This window comes from Bacillus sp. CH30_1T, assembly GCF_008364765.1.
Lineage (GTDB): Bacteria > Bacillota > Bacilli > Bacillales > Bacillaceae_B > Rossellomorea.
The window spans coordinates 179,968-199,300 of sequence record NZ_VTUY01000002.1; the positions used below are offsets into that span (position 1 = coordinate 179,968).

Below are 19,333 nucleotides of genomic sequence, written 5' to 3' on the forward strand. Positions count from 1 at the left end.
TCTTATTCCGTTGCTTCCTCTTCCCCTTCACTAGCCAGGAAGAAAATCGCCGCAACCTTCCATCCATCTTCTTTCTTATGGAAGACGGTTACCTGCTTCCCTGAACGCGTCACTTCCTTATCGCTGTTCGGGTCCTTTGTTGTCGCTTCAATTTCTGCATAAACGTCTGCTTTTTTACCGGCAGCGTAATTGATGATCTTTACGTTTTCCACCGTACGCTTTGAATCCACTGAATCAAAGATCTGTTTGACATAGCGCTCTTCGTCCGCGTATTCGAAATTCACCGGTGTCTTGGAGATGACACTCATGTATGATTCGAAGTCTTCTTCGTTAAAGGCATTGATATATTGATCAAAGGCTTCGTTGATTGCCGTTTTCTCTTCTTCCGGGATACCCTCTGCTTCTTTCAGCTCGCTCGCATCCTCAACGATCTGAGTCATTTGATTCAGAGATGCCGCTTCGTCTGTTGCCGGGTCTTCACTAGGCTTTACCTCTTCCGTACTGTTTGTATTCTCTTCTTTCTTCTCTTCGTCTGCACCACAAGCACCCAATAGTAACGTACTCATGCCAATTCCCAACATGACTTTCTTCCAATGCTGTTTCAACAATGCTCTTCACCCTTTTCTAAAATTTGCGCTATCTCCATTCTATTGAAAATATTCACAACACTCAAGTTCAATCTCATTTCTTCCTATTATTATGGTAAAATAATAGCAGGTGATATTATGACGAAAAGCAATAAATACAAACAAATCTTCGAGGATCTCTCTGAAAAAATACAGGATGGTACCTATACAGCCAATTCAATTCTGCCATCGGAAAACGAGCTCACGGCGATCTACGCCACTTCACGTGAGACTATTCGTAAAGCGCTTACATTATTGGCACAAAAAGGATTTATTCAAAAACTGCGTGGGAAAGGGTCCCTCGTACTCGATGTGTCGCGGATGAGCTTTCCGATTTCGGGGCTTGTGAGCTTTAAAGAGCTGCAGACTTCAATGGGCCGGGATCAGATTGAGACGTCCGTGCACGAGTTTGGATTGATGCGTGCCGATGACCAGATTGCTTCACAGCTCGAGACTTCTGCAAGCTCTGAAGTCTGGAAAGTCGTTCGCTCCCGTCAGATCAGCGGGGAGAGAATTATTTTGGACAAATCCTATTTTTTAAAGGAACAAGTCCCTTTATTGACGAAAGAAATATGCGAGAACTCGATTTATGAATATCTGGAGGGTGAACTGGAACTACCAATCGATTTTGCCAAAAAAGAGATTGTTGTGGAAGAGTGTACGGATGAGGACCGGAAGTATCTTGATTTAGATAAATATGATCATGTGGTGGTCGTGAAGAACTTTGTCCATTTGAAGGATGCGACATTGTTTGAGTATACGGAATCGAGACATAGGTTGGATATGTTTCGGTTTGTTGATTTTGCACGGAGAAAGCATTAGAATGGGTCCACTTCCTGGTTGGGGAGTGGATTTTTTATTAAAAGTGCATGCCGGGGGTACAACATTTTTAGGGTGACATGAATGGGTAAAGAAATTTCGACACCTTGGCACGATTATTTGAAACCTCGCATGATTAATCAAAATCCCGCATGAAAAATTCATAACCCGCACGATCATCTCAAATCCCGCTTGATTCTCCCGCGAAGGAGCTCCAAGTAAGGGAGTCCCTCTTCAAATACGGCCCTCAATCCACATCCAAGACTACACTCCAGCTAAAACCGACAATCTAAAACAGAATTTCATTCGAAAAGGGATGGAAAAACTAAATGAGTAACGGACAATCTGCCTGATTACCGAGAAGGGAGCCTTCAATAATCAAACCCTCCATCAATTTTATAAGCCATTTAACGAAAACTAGCAGTTGAAAACCGGTCCGGACTCCTTCAGCGCACTGCGAAAAAAATACAATGACCGGAAAATAAATGGACATAAAATAAGATCAGTCCGTCAGTAAAATGCCCGGACTAATCTATACATGTTATTCACCAGCTATGCTGTTGGCTTGCTCCGACTTTTCTTCTTCCTCTTCTTCAACTTGCTTCTCTTGCGGGACTTCATCTATTACATTTTCATCGGGCGGCTCACTACTACTTACATCCTCTTCTTCTACTTGAGGTTTGTCTTCCGTCTTCTCCTCCGGTTCCGGATCCTCAACAACAGGCGGCTCCACTTCTTCATCTTCAACCTTTACAGGAGTTTCTTCCCGGCTTTCAGCCTCTTCCTCCTCAGGTTCAGCCTTTTCCTGATCATCTACATTTGCTTCATCTTCCACCTTTGGCTTTTCTTCCACTTTACTTTCAACCGATTCCGGCACAATCGTTTCTTTCAATTCGTTTGAATCCACCGCTACGCTATAGGTTTCATCGACATAGTTGATAAATCCCTGGATGTGATAGGTTAAGGAGGTTGCCTCACACCCCCCTGTCATGTCCGTGATGGCATCGGGGGCAGTGTTTAAGGATTCTCCCGGTTTCAGTTTTTGACTTGTGAGCAGTTCTTCTCCGCTGCCGAATTGGAGAGATATGGTTACCTTCGTACTCATATCAGAAATGTTTTTTACCGTTAAAGTATTCTCTATAGAGCAATTGCTTCCATACTGTATTTCTGAAGCTTGAATCTGCAGCAAGTCCTCTGTTGTGGCATTTTGAATGGTGCCCGATGCACTCGTTTCCGAGGTAAACCACGCATATGTTCCTGGTAAAGTAGTAAAGGCAGTTGAAATTAAATAGATGGAGGAAAGGATAAGGAAGGTGCACATCGTTATAAGGGACCCATTCCCTTTTAGTCCATTATGTAGCGGTTTCATTAGATTCTCCTTTCAATAGAGATAGGCAGCCTGTGAGCGACTGCCCCATCTTTCTGTACCTTATTTCTTGTTTTCGAACTTTGCCCCCTGGTCTGTCTGCTTAGCCTGTACCATTAGATTACCACTATATTTTGCTCCTTGATACTCATTCCCTGCGCTTTGGTCAAGTTTCACATCGAACGCCATTGTGATGTATTCATCCTCTTCCAGTGTAAAGAACTCGTCTTTCCCAAATTTAAAGGTTTTCTCTCCACCTGAAGAAGATTTTGCAAGAGCCGACATGGCTTGCGCTTCCTCCACTGTCGCTTCCCCGGTAATGACCTCTACTCCTTTAGGCAATGAAGCAACCGCAGATTTAGCCATGCTCATTTGTGGATTGTGGTTCCCATTAAAGAAGCCTTTTTCCCATTGCATTCTCCAATCGTTCATTTCGTCCATATCAGGCTTCGCTTTATATTTGAAGGCCATATAGTAGATTTTGTATGGATCTGCCGAAGCTTTATCCACTGAACCCGTATAGGTTAATTTTAAATTTTGTTTCAAATCACCAGTATTTTCCAAAGTAACAAAATCTCCATAAACCACTTGAGATGGTGCAAACTTTGCCCCTGTGAATAATGGTGTTGAAATGGCTTCCCCGTTATTTACAGATAGATTTCCTGTATCGATGGTCCCCACTGCTGATGTACTGGACGTGAACCAAGAATATGTACCATATCCTGCACTTACAACTAGCGCTCCTGCCAAAGATGTTGCCAATAATGCTTTTTTAACTGATTTCATAGTGAAAAATTCCTCCTCAAAGTTTGTTATATTTTTTTCTTTCATTAAAACCGGGTACGATTATACCTTTGTAGAGACAGTATCTTCTTTTCTATTAAAATATCTGTTCGTCCGTTCAAATACTTCAATCAGAATAAATAGAAGAAATGGCAAGAGAACAAACAGAGAAAACCCAAGCTTACTGGAAATGAATTTTGCCACGAATCCTGCATTCGGCAGAATGACGGCGACTTCCCCGATTAACTTATCCGGCTGCACCTTCCAGCTGTCTTCTACATTGTTATTGTCACCCTTTGTCAGAAAACCTTCCGGGGTTACCTGAACCACACGGTGGGTCACAACCTTTTGATCCGCCGTATGAAAGGTGATGATTTCGTTCTTATTGACTTCGACGGCATTTGTCTCTTTTACAAAAATCATGTCACCCGCACTGATTTTGGGTTCCATACTATTTGTCAGGACCGTTAATGGCTTGTACCCAAAAAACGATGGTATCTTAGTAGGCTCCTTCTGCGCTTGATAGGAGACGAATAAGAGAAATACAATGCAGCATAGAGCAGATATCGACAGGAGATAAGTGAATATTTTCAACATTTTTCTTTTCAATTCATCACATCCTCCTATTGTAGTTATCGCCTGTATTCACAAATTTACTAGACTTGGATAAAAGTGTCAACTTTATAACGAACAAAAACGTTCGTTAAAAAACGACAAAATTTTCTAAGGTTTCTCCCAAAATGTCCTTAGGTAAAAAGCAAGCCATGATAAGGTTTGGAGCTCCCAAATGTGTTCGAGAATGGATCTGCACCATGGAAAAGCATCCCCTCAATATGTCGTAATTTGATGAGCAACTCTTCTACCATTGTGAATTTTAATAGAATAATATGGTAATGTACCAAAAAACAATTAGGGGGTTTCGCATGAACAAGTTATTCAAAACAGGTATCACTTCAGTTGTGATGGCAGGAACTTTATTTGCCGGTATTCCGGTAAGTTCATCTGTTGCGGCAAGTGTAGTGACAGAAAGCCATGTAAAAGAATCGGATTCACATTCACATTTTATCGGAACGTTGGATGCTGCTTTGATCAATGATGAGAGATTATTAGCCTCATTGATCAAGCAAGGGAAGATATCATCGAAAGCTTCTGATGCTACCAAGCAAAAAGAGTTGGAAAAGTATATTGAATTAAAAGGGAAGAAAGTGGAAGATGCTAACGTAAAAGATCCTATCGCTCCTAAGGCAAAGGCAGCAGAATCTGAAAAGCACCAGAAGTTCAAAGACGCTACAAAGAAAAACAGCGGTAAATTACAAGGAAGCAAGAAGCACCCGGATCCCGTGAGTGAATCTCCTTCACCAGGTGTGGCCAAAAAAGGAAAGCTTCTCACTCTTATGGTCGAATACTCGGATTTCGAACATAACAATATCAAACCGAATGAAACGGATAACTACTATGAGGATTACAACAAGGAGCACTTCGAAGAGATGATCTTTGGAGACGACGGCGTTACCGGCCCTAATGGTGAGAATTTCGTTTCTCAAAAGCAGTACTATGAAGAACAATCAGGCGGAACTTATACCATCGAAGGGAATGCTTACGGATGGCTTAAGGTTCCTGGGACAGCGAAATATTATGGAGCAGACCAAGCTTCAGGAGGACATGACAATGTGACTCCTGGTGGCTCTAAGCAATTAGTTAAAGATACTTATGCTGCAGCGATTGCGGCAGGAATTCCCCTTGAGGATTATGACTTAGAAGATCCGCACGATTTAGATGGTGACGGGAACTATTGGGAGCCGGATGGATTAGTTGACCACTTACAGATCATTCATGCAGGTATGGGTCAGGAAGCTGGAGGCGGTTCTTTATTTGATGATGCCATCTGGTCTCACCGTTCCGCTGTCTTCGTTGACAATGATGGACTTGGAAACGGTCTTCCTGGATTCTATGATTATACGATGATGCCGGAAGATGGGGCTACTGGCGTATTCGCTCATGAATATGGTCATGACTTAGGATTACCGGATGAATACGATACGATTTATTCTGGAGCGGGGGATGCCGTTGGGTATTGGTCTATCATGTCTGCAGGTTCGTGGGCAGGTAAGATTCCCGGGACAGAACCAACAGGCTTTTCTCCTTGGGCAAAGTCCTACTTACAATCCACTTTGGGTGGAAATTGGACACAACCTTTAGTCATTGACTTTGAAGATATTAAGAAAAAAGGCACGAATTACTTGCTCGATCAGGCAAATTCTCCTAACGGCCAAAACCATCAGGCGATTCAAGTAAACCTGCCTGAGAAGAAGACAGCCGTGAATACTCCTGCTTCCGGAAGCCATGAGTATTGGGGCGGACAAGCAGATGAAATGGACACGAATATGGTGACGGATGTTGACTTAACAGGCAAGTCTTCTGCTGAGCTGACGTTTGACGCCTGGTATGATATTGAAGCACAATGGGATTTCGGATTTGTGCAAGTATCCACTGATGATGGGGAAAGCTGGAAATCATTAGGTAATGAAAACACACGTGATGATGTGGTAGCTGAGGGGTATCCTACTATATTGGATTCTATGCCTGGTTTCACAGGAACATCAGATGGCTGGGAGCCCCAATCATTCGATTTATCTGAATATGCAGGACAAGAAATTCAGCTGAGATTCCGTTATGCAACAGACTGGGGTACAACACTCACAGGTTTCTTTACTGATAATATTAAGGTCGTGGCAGATGGAGAAACAGTAGTAGAAGATGGAGCTGAAAGTACAACGACTCCTTTCACGTTAAATGGATTTGAACGTTTTGACGGTAATAAATATGTTGATCATTATTACTTATTGGAATGGCGCAACCATCAAGGTGTAGATGAAGGTCTCGCCAATATCGCACGTGGTAATTCTTTGATGAGCTATGATGGTGGTCTGGTCGTTTGGTATGTAGATGACACCTTTACAGATAACTGGACGGGTCTCCATCCTGGGGACGGTTTCTTAGGGGTAGTAGATGCACATGATGATACCAATCTATTATGGAGCACAGGTGTAGAAGCCTCGACTCGTTACCATGTAGCAGATGCAGCGTTCAACTTCATGCCAACTTCTGGATTGAACCTGGTCTATCCTGATCAAACCCTGACACTTGCAAGTCAACGTGGAATTCCTTTATTTAATGATAGGAAGGATTACAATAACTCCTATCTACCAGATGCAGGACGTAATATCAGTCATTACGGGTTAAAGGTACTGGTGAATGATCAAGCTAAGGACAAATCTGTCGGTTCGATCACTTTATCAAGATAGAATAGTAGATTACTCGTATATCCCTTGACCAAGGTTTGGATTTCGATCCCTTGGTCAAGGGATTTTTTACAGAAGTGTCACCTATACTACCCGTTGGATAACCTCCCTCCTCTTCTCGATATTTACTAGATTTCAAGCGCGGCATGATTTTTCCTATTCCTGCTTGAAAAACTCAATTCTCGCACGATTATCTGATTTCCCGCACGATTTTAGTCAAACCTGCTTGATTGTGCCTAGAAGCCTGTTAGAGTTACAAATTTCCATCCCCTGAACCGGCCCATAGACTCAATAAACCCCTCACAACTATCTAAAACCAAAAAAGAACGGTCCTTCTAAAAGAAGGACCGCTCTCTTAACAACAAATTAACAATACTCTTTTTAGCTAACCGGTACTTATCGTACTTCCACCCAACCGTTCTTGATCGCAGTTACCACTGCTTGAGTACGGTCGTTCACATTCATTTTCTGTAAAATATTACTTACATGGTTTTTAACGGTTTTTTCGCTGATGTATAGGCCTTCACCGATTCCGCGGTTGCTCTTACCGTCTGCAAGCATCTGCAGTACTTCACACTCGCGGCGCGTTAATAGGTGAAGCGGGCGGCGAACTTCGGATTGTTGGAATCCACCTGAGTTTTGGGCGTTTGCCAGGCGCTTGTATTCTGCTACCAGGTTATGAGTTACCTTCGGATGAACGTAAGAGCCGCCGTCTGCGACGATTTTCACGGCGTCAACAAGGGCGTCTGAATCCATCTCTTTTAATAGGTAACCCAGTGCTCCTGTTTTCAACGCATGGTTTACATAGTTTTCATCATCGTGGATGGATAGGATGATGACTTTTGTATCCGGGTATCTGTCCATCAGCTCACGCGTTGCTTCTACGCCGTTTGTTTCAGGCATATTGATATCCATCAGGACAACATCTGGTTCGTGTGTTTCAACTAGGTTCATGGCTTCTGAACCGTCATCGCCTTCTGCTAATACGTTGAAAGAAGGTTCGAACTCAAGGATTCGTTTTACTCCCTCTCTGAAAAGCTGATGATCATCAATGATAACAATATTTGTTGCCATGTCTTTCGCCTCCCTAAACCTTGGAAAAATTTACTTATTAAGTGGAACCTGGATCAGTATCACCGTTCCTGTTCCTACTTTTGAGTCAATCGTGATGTCTCCTTCAAGAAGGTCGACACGTTCTTTCATCCCCATGATGCCAAAGGATCCTGTTTTTTGTTTGTCTTTGTCGAATCCATTGCCGTTGTCTTTTACAACAACTGTTATTTGGTCTTTCTTTACTTCTACTTTAACTTGAATATGTGTCGCTTCAGCGTGCTTAAGTGCGTTCTGAACACTTTCTTGTACTAATCGGAACAGAGCGACTTCGAATTTTGAAGGAAGTCTGATATCGAGTCCCATATTCACAAACTGAATGGAGGTCTCCTGGTTATACTCTTCGATTGTACTCAAGTATTTTTTGAGGGTCGGAATTAACCCCAGGTCATCAAGTGCCATGGGTCTGAGGTCGTAAATGATGCGCCTGACCTCATATAGGGCTGAGCGGACCATCCGTTTGAGGTCGCGTATTTCATGGATGGCATCGTCTGTGCTTTTTTCACGAAAAACCCGCTCGATTAAATCGGAACGAATTAAGACGTTGGCCATCATTTGCGCAGGACCATCATGAATCTCACGGGATAAGCGTTTTCGCTCGTCCTCTTGTGCCTCGATGATTTGAAGACCGAAATCCTGACGCTGTTTCGCGTCCTCCAGTGCCTCATTCACTTGCCTTAAGTCACTATTTAAATAATTGAGAACGACGGATATTTGCGAGCAAAGATTTTCTGCCCGTTCAATCGTGTCCCCGAGTGCGTGTAACCGTCTTTCCAGTTCATCCCGACGGTCTCTCAATTGCTTTTCTTGCTGTCTATTCATGGATAGCTTCATTTGCAGGTCATGAGCCTTCTCATACGCTTCTCTTACCTGATCTTCTGAATAGGTTTGAAAATGCTTGCTTACTTCAGAAAGTCTGAGTCGGGCAAACTTCGATTTCTGTTGGAGGTGATCTCCTTCATCAATCACTTTCAAAACCATTTCTTTCACTTCCAGCAGTTCTTTCATCAAATCTTCATAATCAGTTCGACATTGCTCGCCAATCTGAAAGATTTCATCCTTACTCTCGTCAACCGTATCGACCATCTTTTTCAGGATGCTATCTAACATCTTGGTGTCTATTTTTTTAAGTGACACGGTACACCCCTCTTTTGTTCCACAATAGTAGTCAACCTAGAATAAAGCTTCATATAAAACTATACTTACATAGCAATAATCGGCATTTTTCAGCTGATGCCTCAGTCTTTCCAATGTAACCTAAGACCTAGGCTCCCACCTATAAAACCTTACCTATTATCAATTCCATGTAAAATTACAAAACTCCTTTATTCATCTAGGCATATTCCTATGTAATACCTCTACCAAGGGATCATTCGCTCCGGGAACATAAGAGAATGAATGGGAATTATCTAGACCATTCGGCTTCCCTTTCAGAGCTTTGGGAACAACTGAAGTATTACTATCAGCGTCCATTATACCATGTCACATATTGTCGGAGATTAAAGTTTTATTACATTGTATTACCATTATTTCATGTAGAACCAGTTTTTACCTGACACAATACCCTATGTGCCTCTCATTTTGTGCATTATGCATCATTTTTATATATAGTAGTATTAGGAGAAAAGAGCGTATTTTGTCGGGAGCTGCGACAAGAGGGAAAGGAGAAATGAGTTTGCTACATCACTATAATACTGTCAAGGGTTATGGAGAGCATGAAATCAATATTGAACGTTCCAGATTCATCACCTATGTCAATCGTGCCGAATCCGAAGAAGAGGCACAGGAATTCATCACCTCTATCAAGAAGAAGCATCATGATGCCAATCATAACTGCTCTGCCTATATGATTGGTGAAAATAACCTGATTCAAAAAGCGAATGACGACGGGGAGCCGAGTGGCACAGCCGGGGTCCCGATGCTTGAAGTATTAAAAAAGCGCGACCTCAAAGACACAGTCGTCGTTGTGACGCGTTATTTCGGGGGAATCAAACTTGGTGCCGGCGGACTTATCCGGGCGTATGGGCGAGCAACGTCTGAAGGCCTCAACGCTACCGGGATTGTTGAAAGACGTCTTATGAGGGTGATGAAAACGAAGATCGACTATACTTGGCTAGGTAAAGTTGAAAATGAAGTAAGATCGTCTACCTTTCAATTGAAAGAAATCCATTACCTAGATGCTGTCGAGATTGAAGTGTATGTGGAAGAAGCTTCTAAGGAGCAGTTTGTGGATTGGATGACGGAGCTTACGAATGGGCAGGGTGAAATTTCCGAGGGTAATGTAGAATACTTGGAGTCATCGATATAGTACTTCTGAAGGGACGGACCTCGAATTTCGAGGTCCGTCTCTCTTGTAATATAAATTTCATTTTACGATTTTATAGGTAAAGTAGTACAATAGAAATTGATATAATACGTCGAATATTGTTTATTGGTGTGACTACTCGAAAAAGGAGTTTTTCTATATATGTCGATTGAACGGAATTATCGTAATAGTATGAAAAAGAAGAAACGCAGGAGAAGGATTGTGTTCTTTCTCATCATCCCCCTGCTCATCGTCACGTTTTCTGTTGCTGGATACGGGGCACTGTTGTATAAAAAAGCTGAAACCGTCTTTAATGATTCGTACAATAATATAGACGGCCGCGAGAAATCCGAACTTCGGGAAGAAAAGGTAGATCCCAACATCGATAATGTATCCATCTTATTTATCGGGGTCGATGAAAGTGATACTCGTAACTTCGGCTCATCAACCCGTTCTGACGCCTTGATGCTCGCCACCCTTAATGAAAAGGAAAAGTCCGTTAAACTCGTAAGTATCCCCCGTGACTCCTATGTTTATTTACCAGAAGTAGGATACAAAACGAAGATTAACCACGCACACGCGTATGGTGGACCTAAAGCTTCCATTGAAGCGGTTGAAACCATGTTTGATATACCTGTCGATTATTATGTGAAAATGAACTTCCATGCATTTATTGATGTCGTGGACGCACTGAATGGTATAAATGTAGAGGTACCTTATGAGTTATATGAACAAAACTCAAAGGATACAGCAAACGCCATTCATTTACTTCCCGGAATGCAAACGCTGGACGGGGAAGAAGCTTTAGCACTGGCCAGAACCCGGAAAAAGGATAATGATATCGAACGTGGTAAACGTCAACAGGAAATCCTTAAAGGCGTAATGAAGAAAGCAGTATCTGCCAATGCCTTGACCAAATATGATGATATCATCCAAGCCATCGGGGACAATATGGAAACCAATATGACCTTTAACGAGATGAAAGCTCTTTCCAGTTACGGGTTAAAGAAACAGTTGGACTTGAACACTCTTTCCCTTGAAGGGGAAGATACTTATATTGAAAATGTGTATTATTGGTTATTGGACGATACCAGCCTGGCCAATACGAGTATTGAATTACAAGATCACCTTGAGGTCAATCGAGCAACAGCTGGAGATATTGATTACTCTGAACAGAGTGAAGAAGAGACTTCTTCTGCTACTTATGATTAATGGATAATGATTAAAACCTGCAGAAACCCATCTGCAGGTTTTATTTTTCATCTAAAAATAAGGCTCTTTTCACAAGGGTTGTTGTTTTTAACAATGGTGAGACCCCGGAGGCAAAGCCGAGAAGGCTCACCACCAGCCCCGCGGAAAGCGAGCATCCTGTAGCGGAAATCAACTATTACTTTCTCCTCAACAATAAGCAACAAACTTTACGAAAAGAGCCAAAAAAAAGAGTAGAGAACAAATGAGTCTCTACTCTTTTTCATGATTATTTTCTTGTCGCTCTCGCTTTAACGAACTTTATCAACGGTTGATAATTTGAATTGACAAGTCCGATACTCTCGATGAACCACTCAATTGCTATGAGTAGTACCGCTATCACAATCATTGCGCCCCACAGCGTCGACATTGAGAATATGATGGCCGCTAAGCTGAACATCGCTGCAATCGCATAAATGATGATGACGGTTTGTTTGTGTGTAAATCCAATCCGCAATAAACAATGATGCAAATGCGATTTATCAGGAGCAGATAATGGACTTTTGTTGACAATTCTTCTAATGATCGCAAAGAACGTATCTGAAATAGGTACACCTAAGATAATGAGCGGAACGATAAGGGAAATCATAGTAACATTTTTAAACCCAAGCATGGAGAGCACAGCAATCATGTATCCAAGGAACAGTGCTCCTGTATCACCCATAAAGATTTTCGCTGGGTGGAAGTTGAAATACAGAAATCCGAGTGTACTGACAATCAGGATCAATGCGAGGGACATAACAAAGACGTCACCTTTAAGCATCGCCATGAAACCGATTGTCGCAAGCCCAATTGTCGATACTCCTGCAGCCAGTCCGTCTAATCCATCAATGAGATTGATTGCATTAGTGATCCCCACAATCCAGAGGATGGTAATCGGAATGCTGAACATACCGAACTCCAGCACACCACCAAAAGGCAGGTTAATGAATTCGATTTGAACTCCACCAAGTACCACTGTAAACGCCGCTGTCAACTGCCCCAATAATTTAAGGCGGGGAGATAAATCAAAGATGTCATCCGCCATCCCGGTTAAGAGGATGACAGCACTTCCCAGGATGATCGCCCCTGCATAAGGGTCATCAGGACGTAAAATCAGAAATCCTGCGATAAACCCTATATAGATAGCGAGACCTCCAAGACGAGGCATTATTTTCTGGTGGACTTTACGGACATTGGGTTGGTCCGTGGCGCCCACTTTATAGGCAAATTTCTTCACAAACGGGGTTATCCCCAAAGTTAACAAAAAACATATGATTAAGGTTAGAATTAACATCATTGTCACACCTCTTGTAGTTAATCTACCCGGTACCTTTACTTGCGAAACAGGTAATTAATACATACTCAATTTACTTTCCTAGCTTCAAGTATACATTATAAACGTTATTGGCGAATTGCTCTACCGAAAAATGTCTTTTGCTGTATTTTTTTATTTTTTCTCCCATAAGGATGAGAGTTCCCTCTTTCTTTTTCCTCATGGCAGATTCAAGACTTTCCGTAAGTTGATCTGAATCTTCAACGGGAATGATCCAGCCGTAGCTATCATCCGGAATGAGCTGATCCACTCCGCCAACGTCCGTTGTCATTACCGGAACACCTGCCCTGGCCGCTTCAAGTAGAACCAAGGGGAAACTTTCACTGTATGAGGTCAGAATGGCTACATCCGCAATGGGGTAGATTCTCTCTACATCATTCCGGTGTCCCAAGAATTCGACATGACCGGAAATCCCATGTTCTTCTGAATACTTTATCAAAGCTTCCCTTTCAGAGCCATCACCAATCAGGAGGATTTTTATGTTAGTGTGATGATTTTCAATCAGATTCCGCACGGCTTTCAAAGCTACCTTATGACCTTTGACCGCTTCAAGCCTTGCCACCATAATGATTGTAAAATCACCATCTTTCACCCCTAATTCCTCTCTTGTAAGTGGAGCTTCCAATTCTTTATCGAAATCGATACCATTTAAAATAGTGGTGATTTTCTCATCGGGAATGCTCCTATCCAGTAATATTTGCTTAAATCGGTCTGAAATGGCCAGGAGATGGTCTGCCTGCTTTAGAGCTTTCAGATTTAGAAAAGTATAAAGCTTCCCTGATAAACCTCTTCCCATAAAGTCATCTCTCGGATCACTATGTACGGTCACCATCCACTTTACATCGACAAAAGATCGTATCATTGCCCCGTAGCAATTTGCCCTTGCTCCATGGGTATGAATGATGTCGATACTGTTTAACCGAATGAAATGTATGATCTCTTTTAATATTGAAAAATCAAACCTGGAGCTCTGATTGAATAATACAGTCTGAATATCCAGACTCCGGGCACGATCGTACATTTCACCTTTTTCAAAAACACCTAAATAGAACTCTTCCCGGTTTAACTCATTTAGTAAAGAAAGGATGTGATACATGCCTCCACCACTTTCGTTTCCGGCATTGAGATGTAATATCTTCATGAATCAAATCCTCCTCTCCACTATAAGTTATCCTCTTGACTTTAATACATGAAAGATGAATTGTGGCAGGACCACCATTCTTCTCCATCTTGATGGTTGCTGCAGCAGGCGGTAGAACCATTCCAGATGAACCTTTTGCCAGATTACAGGAGCTCTCTTCACATGTCCGGCGAGTACATCGATACTGCCCCCGACTCCGATGAAGACCCCTTTTTGGACGCGGCTCATATTTTCTTTAATCCATTTCTCTTGTCGGGGAAAGCCAAGTGCAACCAATACTAAATCGGGTTCAGATTCCTGGATCCCATGAATGATCTCTTCATTCTCATCCTCAAAGTAACCATGATGGTATCCAACCAAATGAAGGTTAGGATATTTTTTCTTCACATTGACCACTGCCTTTTCCAGTACTTCTGGTTTCGCCCCGACGATGTATACTCTAAATGGATGTTCATTGGATAAAGTCAGGAGCTCTTCCATTAGTTCAAACCCCGGCACTCTCTCGACCAGAGGCTGTTTCTTCAGTCTGGAGGCAATGACCACACCTATGCCATCGGGAATGATGTAATCCGCCTTACTTAATGTGTAGAGGTAATCTGTATCTGTACGTGCATGCATGACGATTTCCGGATTTGCCGTTACGATAAAGGCTTTTTTCTCCTCTTTCAGATATTGATTATAAAGGTCATTTACTATATCATCCTTCGTTTTATTCACGAAAGGAATATCTAATATTTGCACTGATTCATTCTTCATGGCCGACTACCTTTCCTATTTCTCTCATGTTCATTTTATCTTAGGTGCGTTCATTCTGAAATAGTTATTCTGTTAAGAATGATTACAGTAAAATGACAATTCGTAATCCAACATCATAAATAAAGGAATTTCCGTTCCGCATCTATAATAAAATAGAAACGGTCCCTTTTTAGAATTGTAATCAAATTATTATCGTTTCTTTATGAATCTTTACAAAAAATTAAATAAAACTATAAATTCGTTTATTAAGCTAATACTAGAAGTAACCTTTAGATAAGTGTTACGTAGATTGAAGGGTGGAATTTAATTGTTTACAGAGAATAAACATCTCGGGCTTCTCTTCGGCATCAGTATTCTGTTGCCATTGATATTCACACATATCGCCGTGTCACTCGTGTCGATCGTTTTGACACTATTTCTCGTGTGGAAGGAAAAGAAGAGTGGATTACTGCTATTATTTGTATACTTCCCTATTAGGCCATTTCTAATAGAAATAAATAATGGTTTTAAACTTTTAGGAGACGTCGTCATTGTATTTCTATTTGTGCTGACAATCATTGAATACATAAAGCATAAGAAGACCTTCACGGGACTCACAAAATATCTTGTGACGAGCGGAATCATATTATTCTGTTTAACTGGGACAATCGCTGCATTTACTACAGGGGTTGAACTTAAGGCGATTGTTTTTCAAAATAGAGCCTTTCTGATTACGTTTTTACTGGTTTTCGTCCTGGGAGAACTCACGTTTACCCGTAAGGATATTAAGCGTTTTGTCGGTATAACAGTCATCATGGGTACGATTCTCTCGATCCATGGATTGATCGAATTCATCTCATCAAGAACCCTTTTCGTCCCGGTGGCTTGGGAAAATTGGAATTTGTCTTCTGTCAATGAGATGAGAGTGTACGGCCTTACAGCGAATCCGAATGTGTTAGGCACCTATTTATCCATCTGTCTATTTGCCACCTTGTATGCTTACCAAACGTATCATAAATACAAATGGCCACTCATCAGTGCTGCTATACTCATGCTCGGAGTTCTCTGTCTTACTTACTCAAGAGGTTCCATATTGGCTTTCGGGATTGCGTTCATCCTTTACATTCTATTAAGGAAAGACTGGAAAATGCTTAAATCCTTTGTGGTAATAGTGGTTATTGGTTTATGTGTCATTTATTATCCCGCCAATGCCGCCAAGACATATGTAGCGCAAGAAAGTCCTGACCGAACGAATCCCTCCTCTCAAGTCGATGAACATGACATAGAAGATGAGAAGGATCATAATGATACTAAACAAAGCCCATCATCCACTTTTTCAAATCGGTTCAAGGAAATCTTTTCGGATGACATTATTCAAAAAAGTACAGAATGGGGCAGATTATATGTCGTATTCAAGGGAATAGACATCTATATGGAGCATCCTGTCATCGGTACCGGATTCGGGACCTTTGGTGATTCCGCCACATTAAGCTATGGTTCTCCCATATCAGATCAATACGGATTACCCGATCGCATGTATTCCGACAATCAATACATACAATTCCTTGTTCAAACTGGAACGATCGGTACGTTATTTGTTCTATTCTTTATAGTCGGGATCATGATTCAGCTTTGGAAGAGAAGGAGTGAAACCATCACCCCCGTCCTCTTTTCCCTTACGATTGCCGCCTTACTCATGGCCCTATTCTATAACGTATTGGAAGAGAAGATCCTTACTCTCTACTTTTACACTTTATTAGGTTATTTTCTGTATAAGGAGAGAGACCTCTTGGAGGATGAGTCATCAAGATGATAGCAAATGAGGAATTCAATGAAAATACCCACTTTAGTTAAATCAATAGGATTAGTCACCATCATTTCAGGTTTAGGAAAGATTCTGGGCTTCGCACGGGAGAGTATCATCGCTGCTTATTTCGGTACTTCTGAGGTAGCGGATGTCTTCTTTGTCTCGAGCCTCGTGCCTACCCTGTTATTTACTGCCATAGGGACAGCGATCCAGGCCGGGACGATTCCCCTTTTCATGGAGGAGCGTAGCAAGGACGAACGGGATGCCCGTAAGCTCATGAGCTTATTGGGAACATTCTTCCTGGTTCTTTCCCTTCTTTTTATCGCTGTGACCATGCTTTTCACTCAACCACTGATAAAAGTCATGGCCCCTGGGTTTACTCCCGATCAGGTGGACCTGGCCGTAAAGATTACAAGAATCATGATTCCAAGCATGGTCTTCCTTACGTTAACGTCGATTTCCACAGGGGTTCTCAATGCGAATAAAAAATTTGTGTTACCGGCGTTTTCAGCCACCATTCAAAACGTGGTCATCATCCTGGCTACGATTTTACTGGCGAATACATATGGGGTATATGGATTGTCCATCGGGGTATTGATCGGGGCTGCCGGTCAGTTCTTTATTCAATATCCTTCTTTCAAAAAGTCAGAGATCGGGTTTAACTTCCACTTCCGGGAACACAAACAGAAAATCTTCAACATCATGATCCTTTTCTACCCGATCATCATCGCTGCCATCAGTGTTCAATTAAACAGCCTGGTCGATCGAATGGTGTCAACCGGTCTCGAGACCGGGAGTGTTTCTGCCCTGAACTATGGAAATCGACTTTTATGGCTACCACTCAGTGTGATCCTGACGCCATTGATTACAGTGCTGTATCCTTCCTTGGTGGAAGGAGTATTGGAAAGCTATAAGAAATTCTTCGGCATCATCCAAAAGGGAACGTCTCTTATACTATTCGCGAGTATTCCCTTTACGCTTCTTATGGTTTTGATAGGCGACAATTTAATCGAAATTGCCTTTCAGCGGGGAAGTTTTGACAAAGAAGCCACCAGCATCACCAATCAGGCACTGTTCTACTATGCTCTTGGCTTAGTGTTCTTTGCCTTACGTGACTTTCTCATGAACGGGTATTACGCCCTGAAAAGAACCAAGGTTGCCATGTATTCCTGTCTGGGAGCCGTTCTGGTCAATATTGTGCTTAGTATTACATTATCCAAGTTTATGGCGGTTGGCGGTATTGCCCTTGCATCCAGTATCTCAATGCTGATGCAGTGCCTCGTCCTCTTCCTGTATCTTTTAAAGAATTATGAAGATAAAAACAACTATACGAAGGAATTCAGTAAAGAAGCAGGCAAGCTGACCCTTGTTACGATTGGCGTCCTGATCCTTGTGATCCCACTGATGAACCTGATCCCGGGTGATATGAACGTCATTCTTGAAACGATCGCTGTTTCATTCCTGATTTTCGCAGGCTACCTTGCCCTTTCCATTGTGTTCAAGGTCAATGCCATTCAACCATTAGCAAGAAAGATTATTGTGAAAAGGAGCTAATAACGATGAAAATCTTACTTTCAACCATCTTTGATTATCCGCATGAGGGCGGACTTTCCACACATGTTTCTACTTTGAAAAGTGGATTAGAAGCAAGAGGTCATCATGTAGATGTCCTTTCCTTTACCGAGCTGAATCCAATTATCCGTAAAGCCTATGCCCAGGCTCCAGGTTTCATCGCCAGTAAATTCAAGCCCGGTGCCGGCCAGGTCATGAACGATCAAAACCGGATGACCCTGATCCAAAAACATCTCAACCGACTAAAGCAGGAGTATGATGTTGTAAACACTCAAGATGTCTATGCAACCCTCGCTGCGGAGACTTCCGGTATCCCTGTTGTGGAAACCGTTCACGGGTACTATTCCTTCGAAGCGATCAGCAGGGGTGCCATCAAGGAAGGAAGCAAAGAGGATGAACTGATCAGAGAGAGGGAGAAGAAAGCCTATTCCCTGGCAGCTGAAGTCGTGACCGTGGATCAGCGCATCAAAGATTACGTCTATAAAATGGCGGGGATAGAGGCGACTTCGATTAAAAACTTCATTGATGTAGAAGATTTCGATCCGAAGAAGCTTGATTTGTCCACCATTAAGGATGAATTCAATATACCCAAAGACAAGAAAATGCTGTTTGTTCCAAGAAGGATGACGGAGAAAAACGGAGTGATCTATCCTACACTTGCCTTGAATAAAGTATTGGCGAAACATCCCGATACGGTATTGGTTTACGCAGGAACCGGTGAACAAATGCCCGCCATAAAAATTGAAGTGGAGAAGCAGGGCCTTGATGAGAACGTCCTTCTCCTCGGCACCGTTCCCCATGAAAAAATGAAATATTTATACGGAGTGTCTGATATTGTACTCGTGCCCAGCATACACTCGTACGGCGTAGAGGAAGCAACATCCATCTCTGCATTAGAAGCAATGGGCTCCTCCTCTCCTGTCATTGCCGGTGCCGTCGGTGGACTGAAAGAAATCATACACGATCATCAGGACGGACTTTTGGTGGAGGAAAGAGACACAGAAGCATTATCCGATGCCATCATTGAAATACTGGATGACCCCGAATTTGGTGAAAAACTGGCCCAAAATGCCAGAAGAAAAATCGTACAGGAATACTCTCATCTTTTTGCCGCAGAGAGATATGAGCAAATTTACGAGAAAGCGATCAATGGAAAGACGGCAGGGAGATAAAGAGTAGGAAAACCGTGAGCCCATATAAGGAT

At 42.3% G+C, this 19,333-nt stretch carries 16 protein-coding genes; 7 read left to right on the forward strand and 9 right to left on the reverse strand.

All coding sequences use genetic code 11. The features are described from left to right. Positions 1–2: 2 nt before the first annotated feature. Positions 3–608, reverse strand: a complete 606-nt coding sequence (locus F0342_RS04020; protein WP_149154748.1) for a Cif family virulence factor — start codon at positions 606–608, stop codon at positions 3–5. 117 nt (positions 609–725) lie between these two features. On the opposite strand from F0342_RS04020, the gene treR reads away from it, so the two are divergent. After that, positions 726–1,448, forward strand: a complete 723-nt coding sequence (gene treR / locus F0342_RS04025; RefSeq protein ID WP_149154749.1) for a trehalose operon repressor — start codon at positions 726–728, stop codon at positions 1,446–1,448. Between the two features lie 538 nt (positions 1,449–1,986). Here treR and F0342_RS04030 read toward each other — a convergent pair. Genes F0342_RS04030 through F0342_RS04040 form a run of 3 tightly spaced genes read right to left on the reverse strand, consistent with a single transcriptional unit; the run spans position 1,987 to position 4,203 of the window. After that, the gene (locus tag F0342_RS04030; RefSeq protein ID WP_149154750.1) at positions 1,987–2,814 is read right to left on the reverse strand and encodes a hypothetical protein; all 828 of its coding nucleotides are present in this window, start codon (positions 2,812–2,814) and stop codon (positions 1,987–1,989) included. 60 nt (positions 2,815–2,874) lie between these two features. Further along, complete coding sequence (locus tag F0342_RS04035) at positions 2,875–3,597, reverse strand: hypothetical protein (RefSeq protein WP_149154751.1); 723 nt, start codon at positions 3,595–3,597, stop codon at positions 2,875–2,877. Between the two features lie 60 nt (positions 3,598–3,657). Continuing rightward, the gene (locus F0342_RS04040; RefSeq protein ID WP_149154752.1) at positions 3,658–4,203 is read right to left on the reverse strand and encodes a signal peptidase I; all 546 of its coding nucleotides are present in this window, start codon (positions 4,201–4,203) and stop codon (positions 3,658–3,660) included. Between the two features lie 314 nt (positions 4,204–4,517). On the opposite strand from F0342_RS04040, the gene F0342_RS04045 reads away from it, so the two are divergent. Beyond that, a complete protein-coding gene (locus tag F0342_RS04045) occupies positions 4,518–6,899 on the forward strand; it encodes an immune inhibitor A domain-containing protein (RefSeq protein ID WP_149154753.1) in 2,382 nt (793 codons plus the stop codon). Between the two features lie 393 nt (positions 6,900–7,292). Here F0342_RS04045 and F0342_RS04050 read toward each other — a convergent pair whose 3' ends face one another. Together F0342_RS04050 and F0342_RS04055 are read right to left on the reverse strand one after the other, a co-directional pair. Continuing rightward, positions 7,293–7,970 carry a response regulator gene (locus F0342_RS04050; protein WP_149154754.1) on the reverse strand — a complete coding sequence of 226 codons (678 nt, stop codon included), beginning with the start codon at positions 7,968–7,970 and terminating at the stop codon, positions 7,293–7,295. Positions 7,971–8,000: 30 nt separating this feature from the next. Next, a complete protein-coding gene (locus tag F0342_RS04055; protein WP_149154755.1) occupies positions 8,001–9,143 on the reverse strand; it encodes a sensor histidine kinase in 1,143 nt (380 codons plus the stop codon). A 538-nt stretch (positions 9,144–9,681) separates the two neighbouring features. Between F0342_RS04055 and F0342_RS04060 the strand changes: the two genes are divergently transcribed. Together F0342_RS04060 and F0342_RS04065 are read left to right on the forward strand one after the other, a co-directional pair. Beyond that, positions 9,682–10,314, forward strand: a complete 633-nt coding sequence (locus F0342_RS04060; RefSeq protein ID WP_149154756.1) for a YigZ family protein — start codon at positions 9,682–9,684, stop codon at positions 10,312–10,314. 159 nt (positions 10,315–10,473) lie between these two features. Next, entirely contained in the window at positions 10,474–11,523 is a 1,050-nt protein-coding gene (locus tag F0342_RS04065) for an LCP family protein (protein WP_149154757.1), read from the forward strand. Positions 11,524–11,788: 265 nt separating this feature from the next. Here F0342_RS04065 and F0342_RS04070 read toward each other — a convergent pair whose 3' ends face one another. The 3 genes from F0342_RS04070 to F0342_RS04080 all read right to left on the reverse strand — a co-directional run bounded on the left by F0342_RS04070 (position 11,789) and on the right by F0342_RS04080 (position 14,771). Next, positions 11,789–12,835 carry a glycosyltransferase family 4 protein gene (locus tag F0342_RS04070; RefSeq protein ID WP_149154976.1) on the reverse strand — a complete coding sequence of 349 codons (1,047 nt, stop codon included), beginning with the start codon at positions 12,833–12,835 and terminating at the stop codon, positions 11,789–11,791. A 73-nt stretch (positions 12,836–12,908) separates the two neighbouring features. Continuing rightward, entirely contained in the window at positions 12,909–14,015 is a 1,107-nt protein-coding gene (locus tag F0342_RS04075; RefSeq protein ID WP_149154758.1) for a glycosyltransferase family 4 protein, read from the reverse strand. Between the two features lie 27 nt (positions 14,016–14,042). Beyond that, the gene (locus F0342_RS04080) at positions 14,043–14,771 is read right to left on the reverse strand and encodes a WecB/TagA/CpsF family glycosyltransferase (RefSeq protein WP_149154759.1); all 729 of its coding nucleotides are present in this window, start codon (positions 14,769–14,771) and stop codon (positions 14,043–14,045) included. Positions 14,772–15,078: 307 nt separating this feature from the next. On the opposite strand from F0342_RS04080, the gene F0342_RS04085 reads away from it, so the two are divergent. Genes F0342_RS04085 through F0342_RS04095 form a run of 3 tightly spaced genes read left to right on the forward strand, consistent with a single transcriptional unit; the run spans position 15,079 to position 19,301 of the window. After that, positions 15,079–16,563 (forward strand): O-antigen ligase family protein, encoded by a 1,485-nt coding sequence (locus F0342_RS04085; protein WP_149154760.1) that lies wholly within the window; start codon positions 15,079–15,081, stop codon positions 16,561–16,563. 18 nt (positions 16,564–16,581) lie between these two features. Beyond that, positions 16,582–18,111 (forward strand): murein biosynthesis integral membrane protein MurJ, encoded by a 1,530-nt coding sequence (murJ, locus tag F0342_RS04090; protein WP_188048401.1) that lies wholly within the window; start codon positions 16,582–16,584, stop codon positions 18,109–18,111. Positions 18,112–18,116: 5 nt separating this feature from the next. Next, positions 18,117–19,301 (forward strand): glycosyltransferase family 4 protein, encoded by a 1,185-nt coding sequence (locus F0342_RS04095; protein ID WP_149154762.1) that lies wholly within the window; start codon positions 18,117–18,119, stop codon positions 19,299–19,301. Positions 19,302–19,333 lie beyond the last annotated feature (32 nt).

Coding starts and splice junctions, on each gene's coding strand:
- treR (WP_149154749.1), top strand. CDS start 726: ATGACGAAAAGCAATAAATACAAACAAATCTTCGAGGATCTCTCTGAA.
- F0342_RS04030 (WP_149154750.1), bottom strand. CDS start 2,814: ATGAAACCGCTACATAATGGACTAAAAGGGAATGGGTCCCTTATAACG.
- F0342_RS04035 (WP_149154751.1), bottom strand. CDS start 3,597: ATGAAATCAGTTAAAAAAGCATTATTGGCAACATCTTTGGCAGGAGCG.
- F0342_RS04045 (WP_149154753.1), top strand. CDS start 4,518: ATGAACAAGTTATTCAAAACAGGTATCACTTCAGTTGTGATGGCAGGA.
- F0342_RS04050 (WP_149154754.1), bottom strand. CDS start 7,970: ATGGCAACAAATATTGTTATCATTGATGATCATCAGCTTTTCAGAGAG.
- F0342_RS04065 (WP_149154757.1), top strand. CDS start 10,474: ATGTCGATTGAACGGAATTATCGTAATAGTATGAAAAAGAAGAAACGC.
- F0342_RS04070 (WP_149154976.1), bottom strand. CDS start 12,835: ATGTTAATTCTAACCTTAATCATATGTTTTTTGTTAACTTTGGGGATA.
- F0342_RS04075 (WP_149154758.1), bottom strand. CDS start 14,015: ATGAAGATATTACATCTCAATGCCGGAAACGAAAGTGGTGGAGGCATG.
- F0342_RS04080 (WP_149154759.1), bottom strand. CDS start 14,771: ATGAAGAATGAATCAGTGCAAATATTAGATATTCCTTTCGTGAATAAA.
- murJ (WP_188048401.1), top strand. CDS start 16,582: ATGAAAATACCCACTTTAGTTAAATCAATAGGATTAGTCACCATCATT.
- F0342_RS04095 (WP_149154762.1), top strand. CDS start 18,117: ATGAAAATCTTACTTTCAACCATCTTTGATTATCCGCATGAGGGCGGA.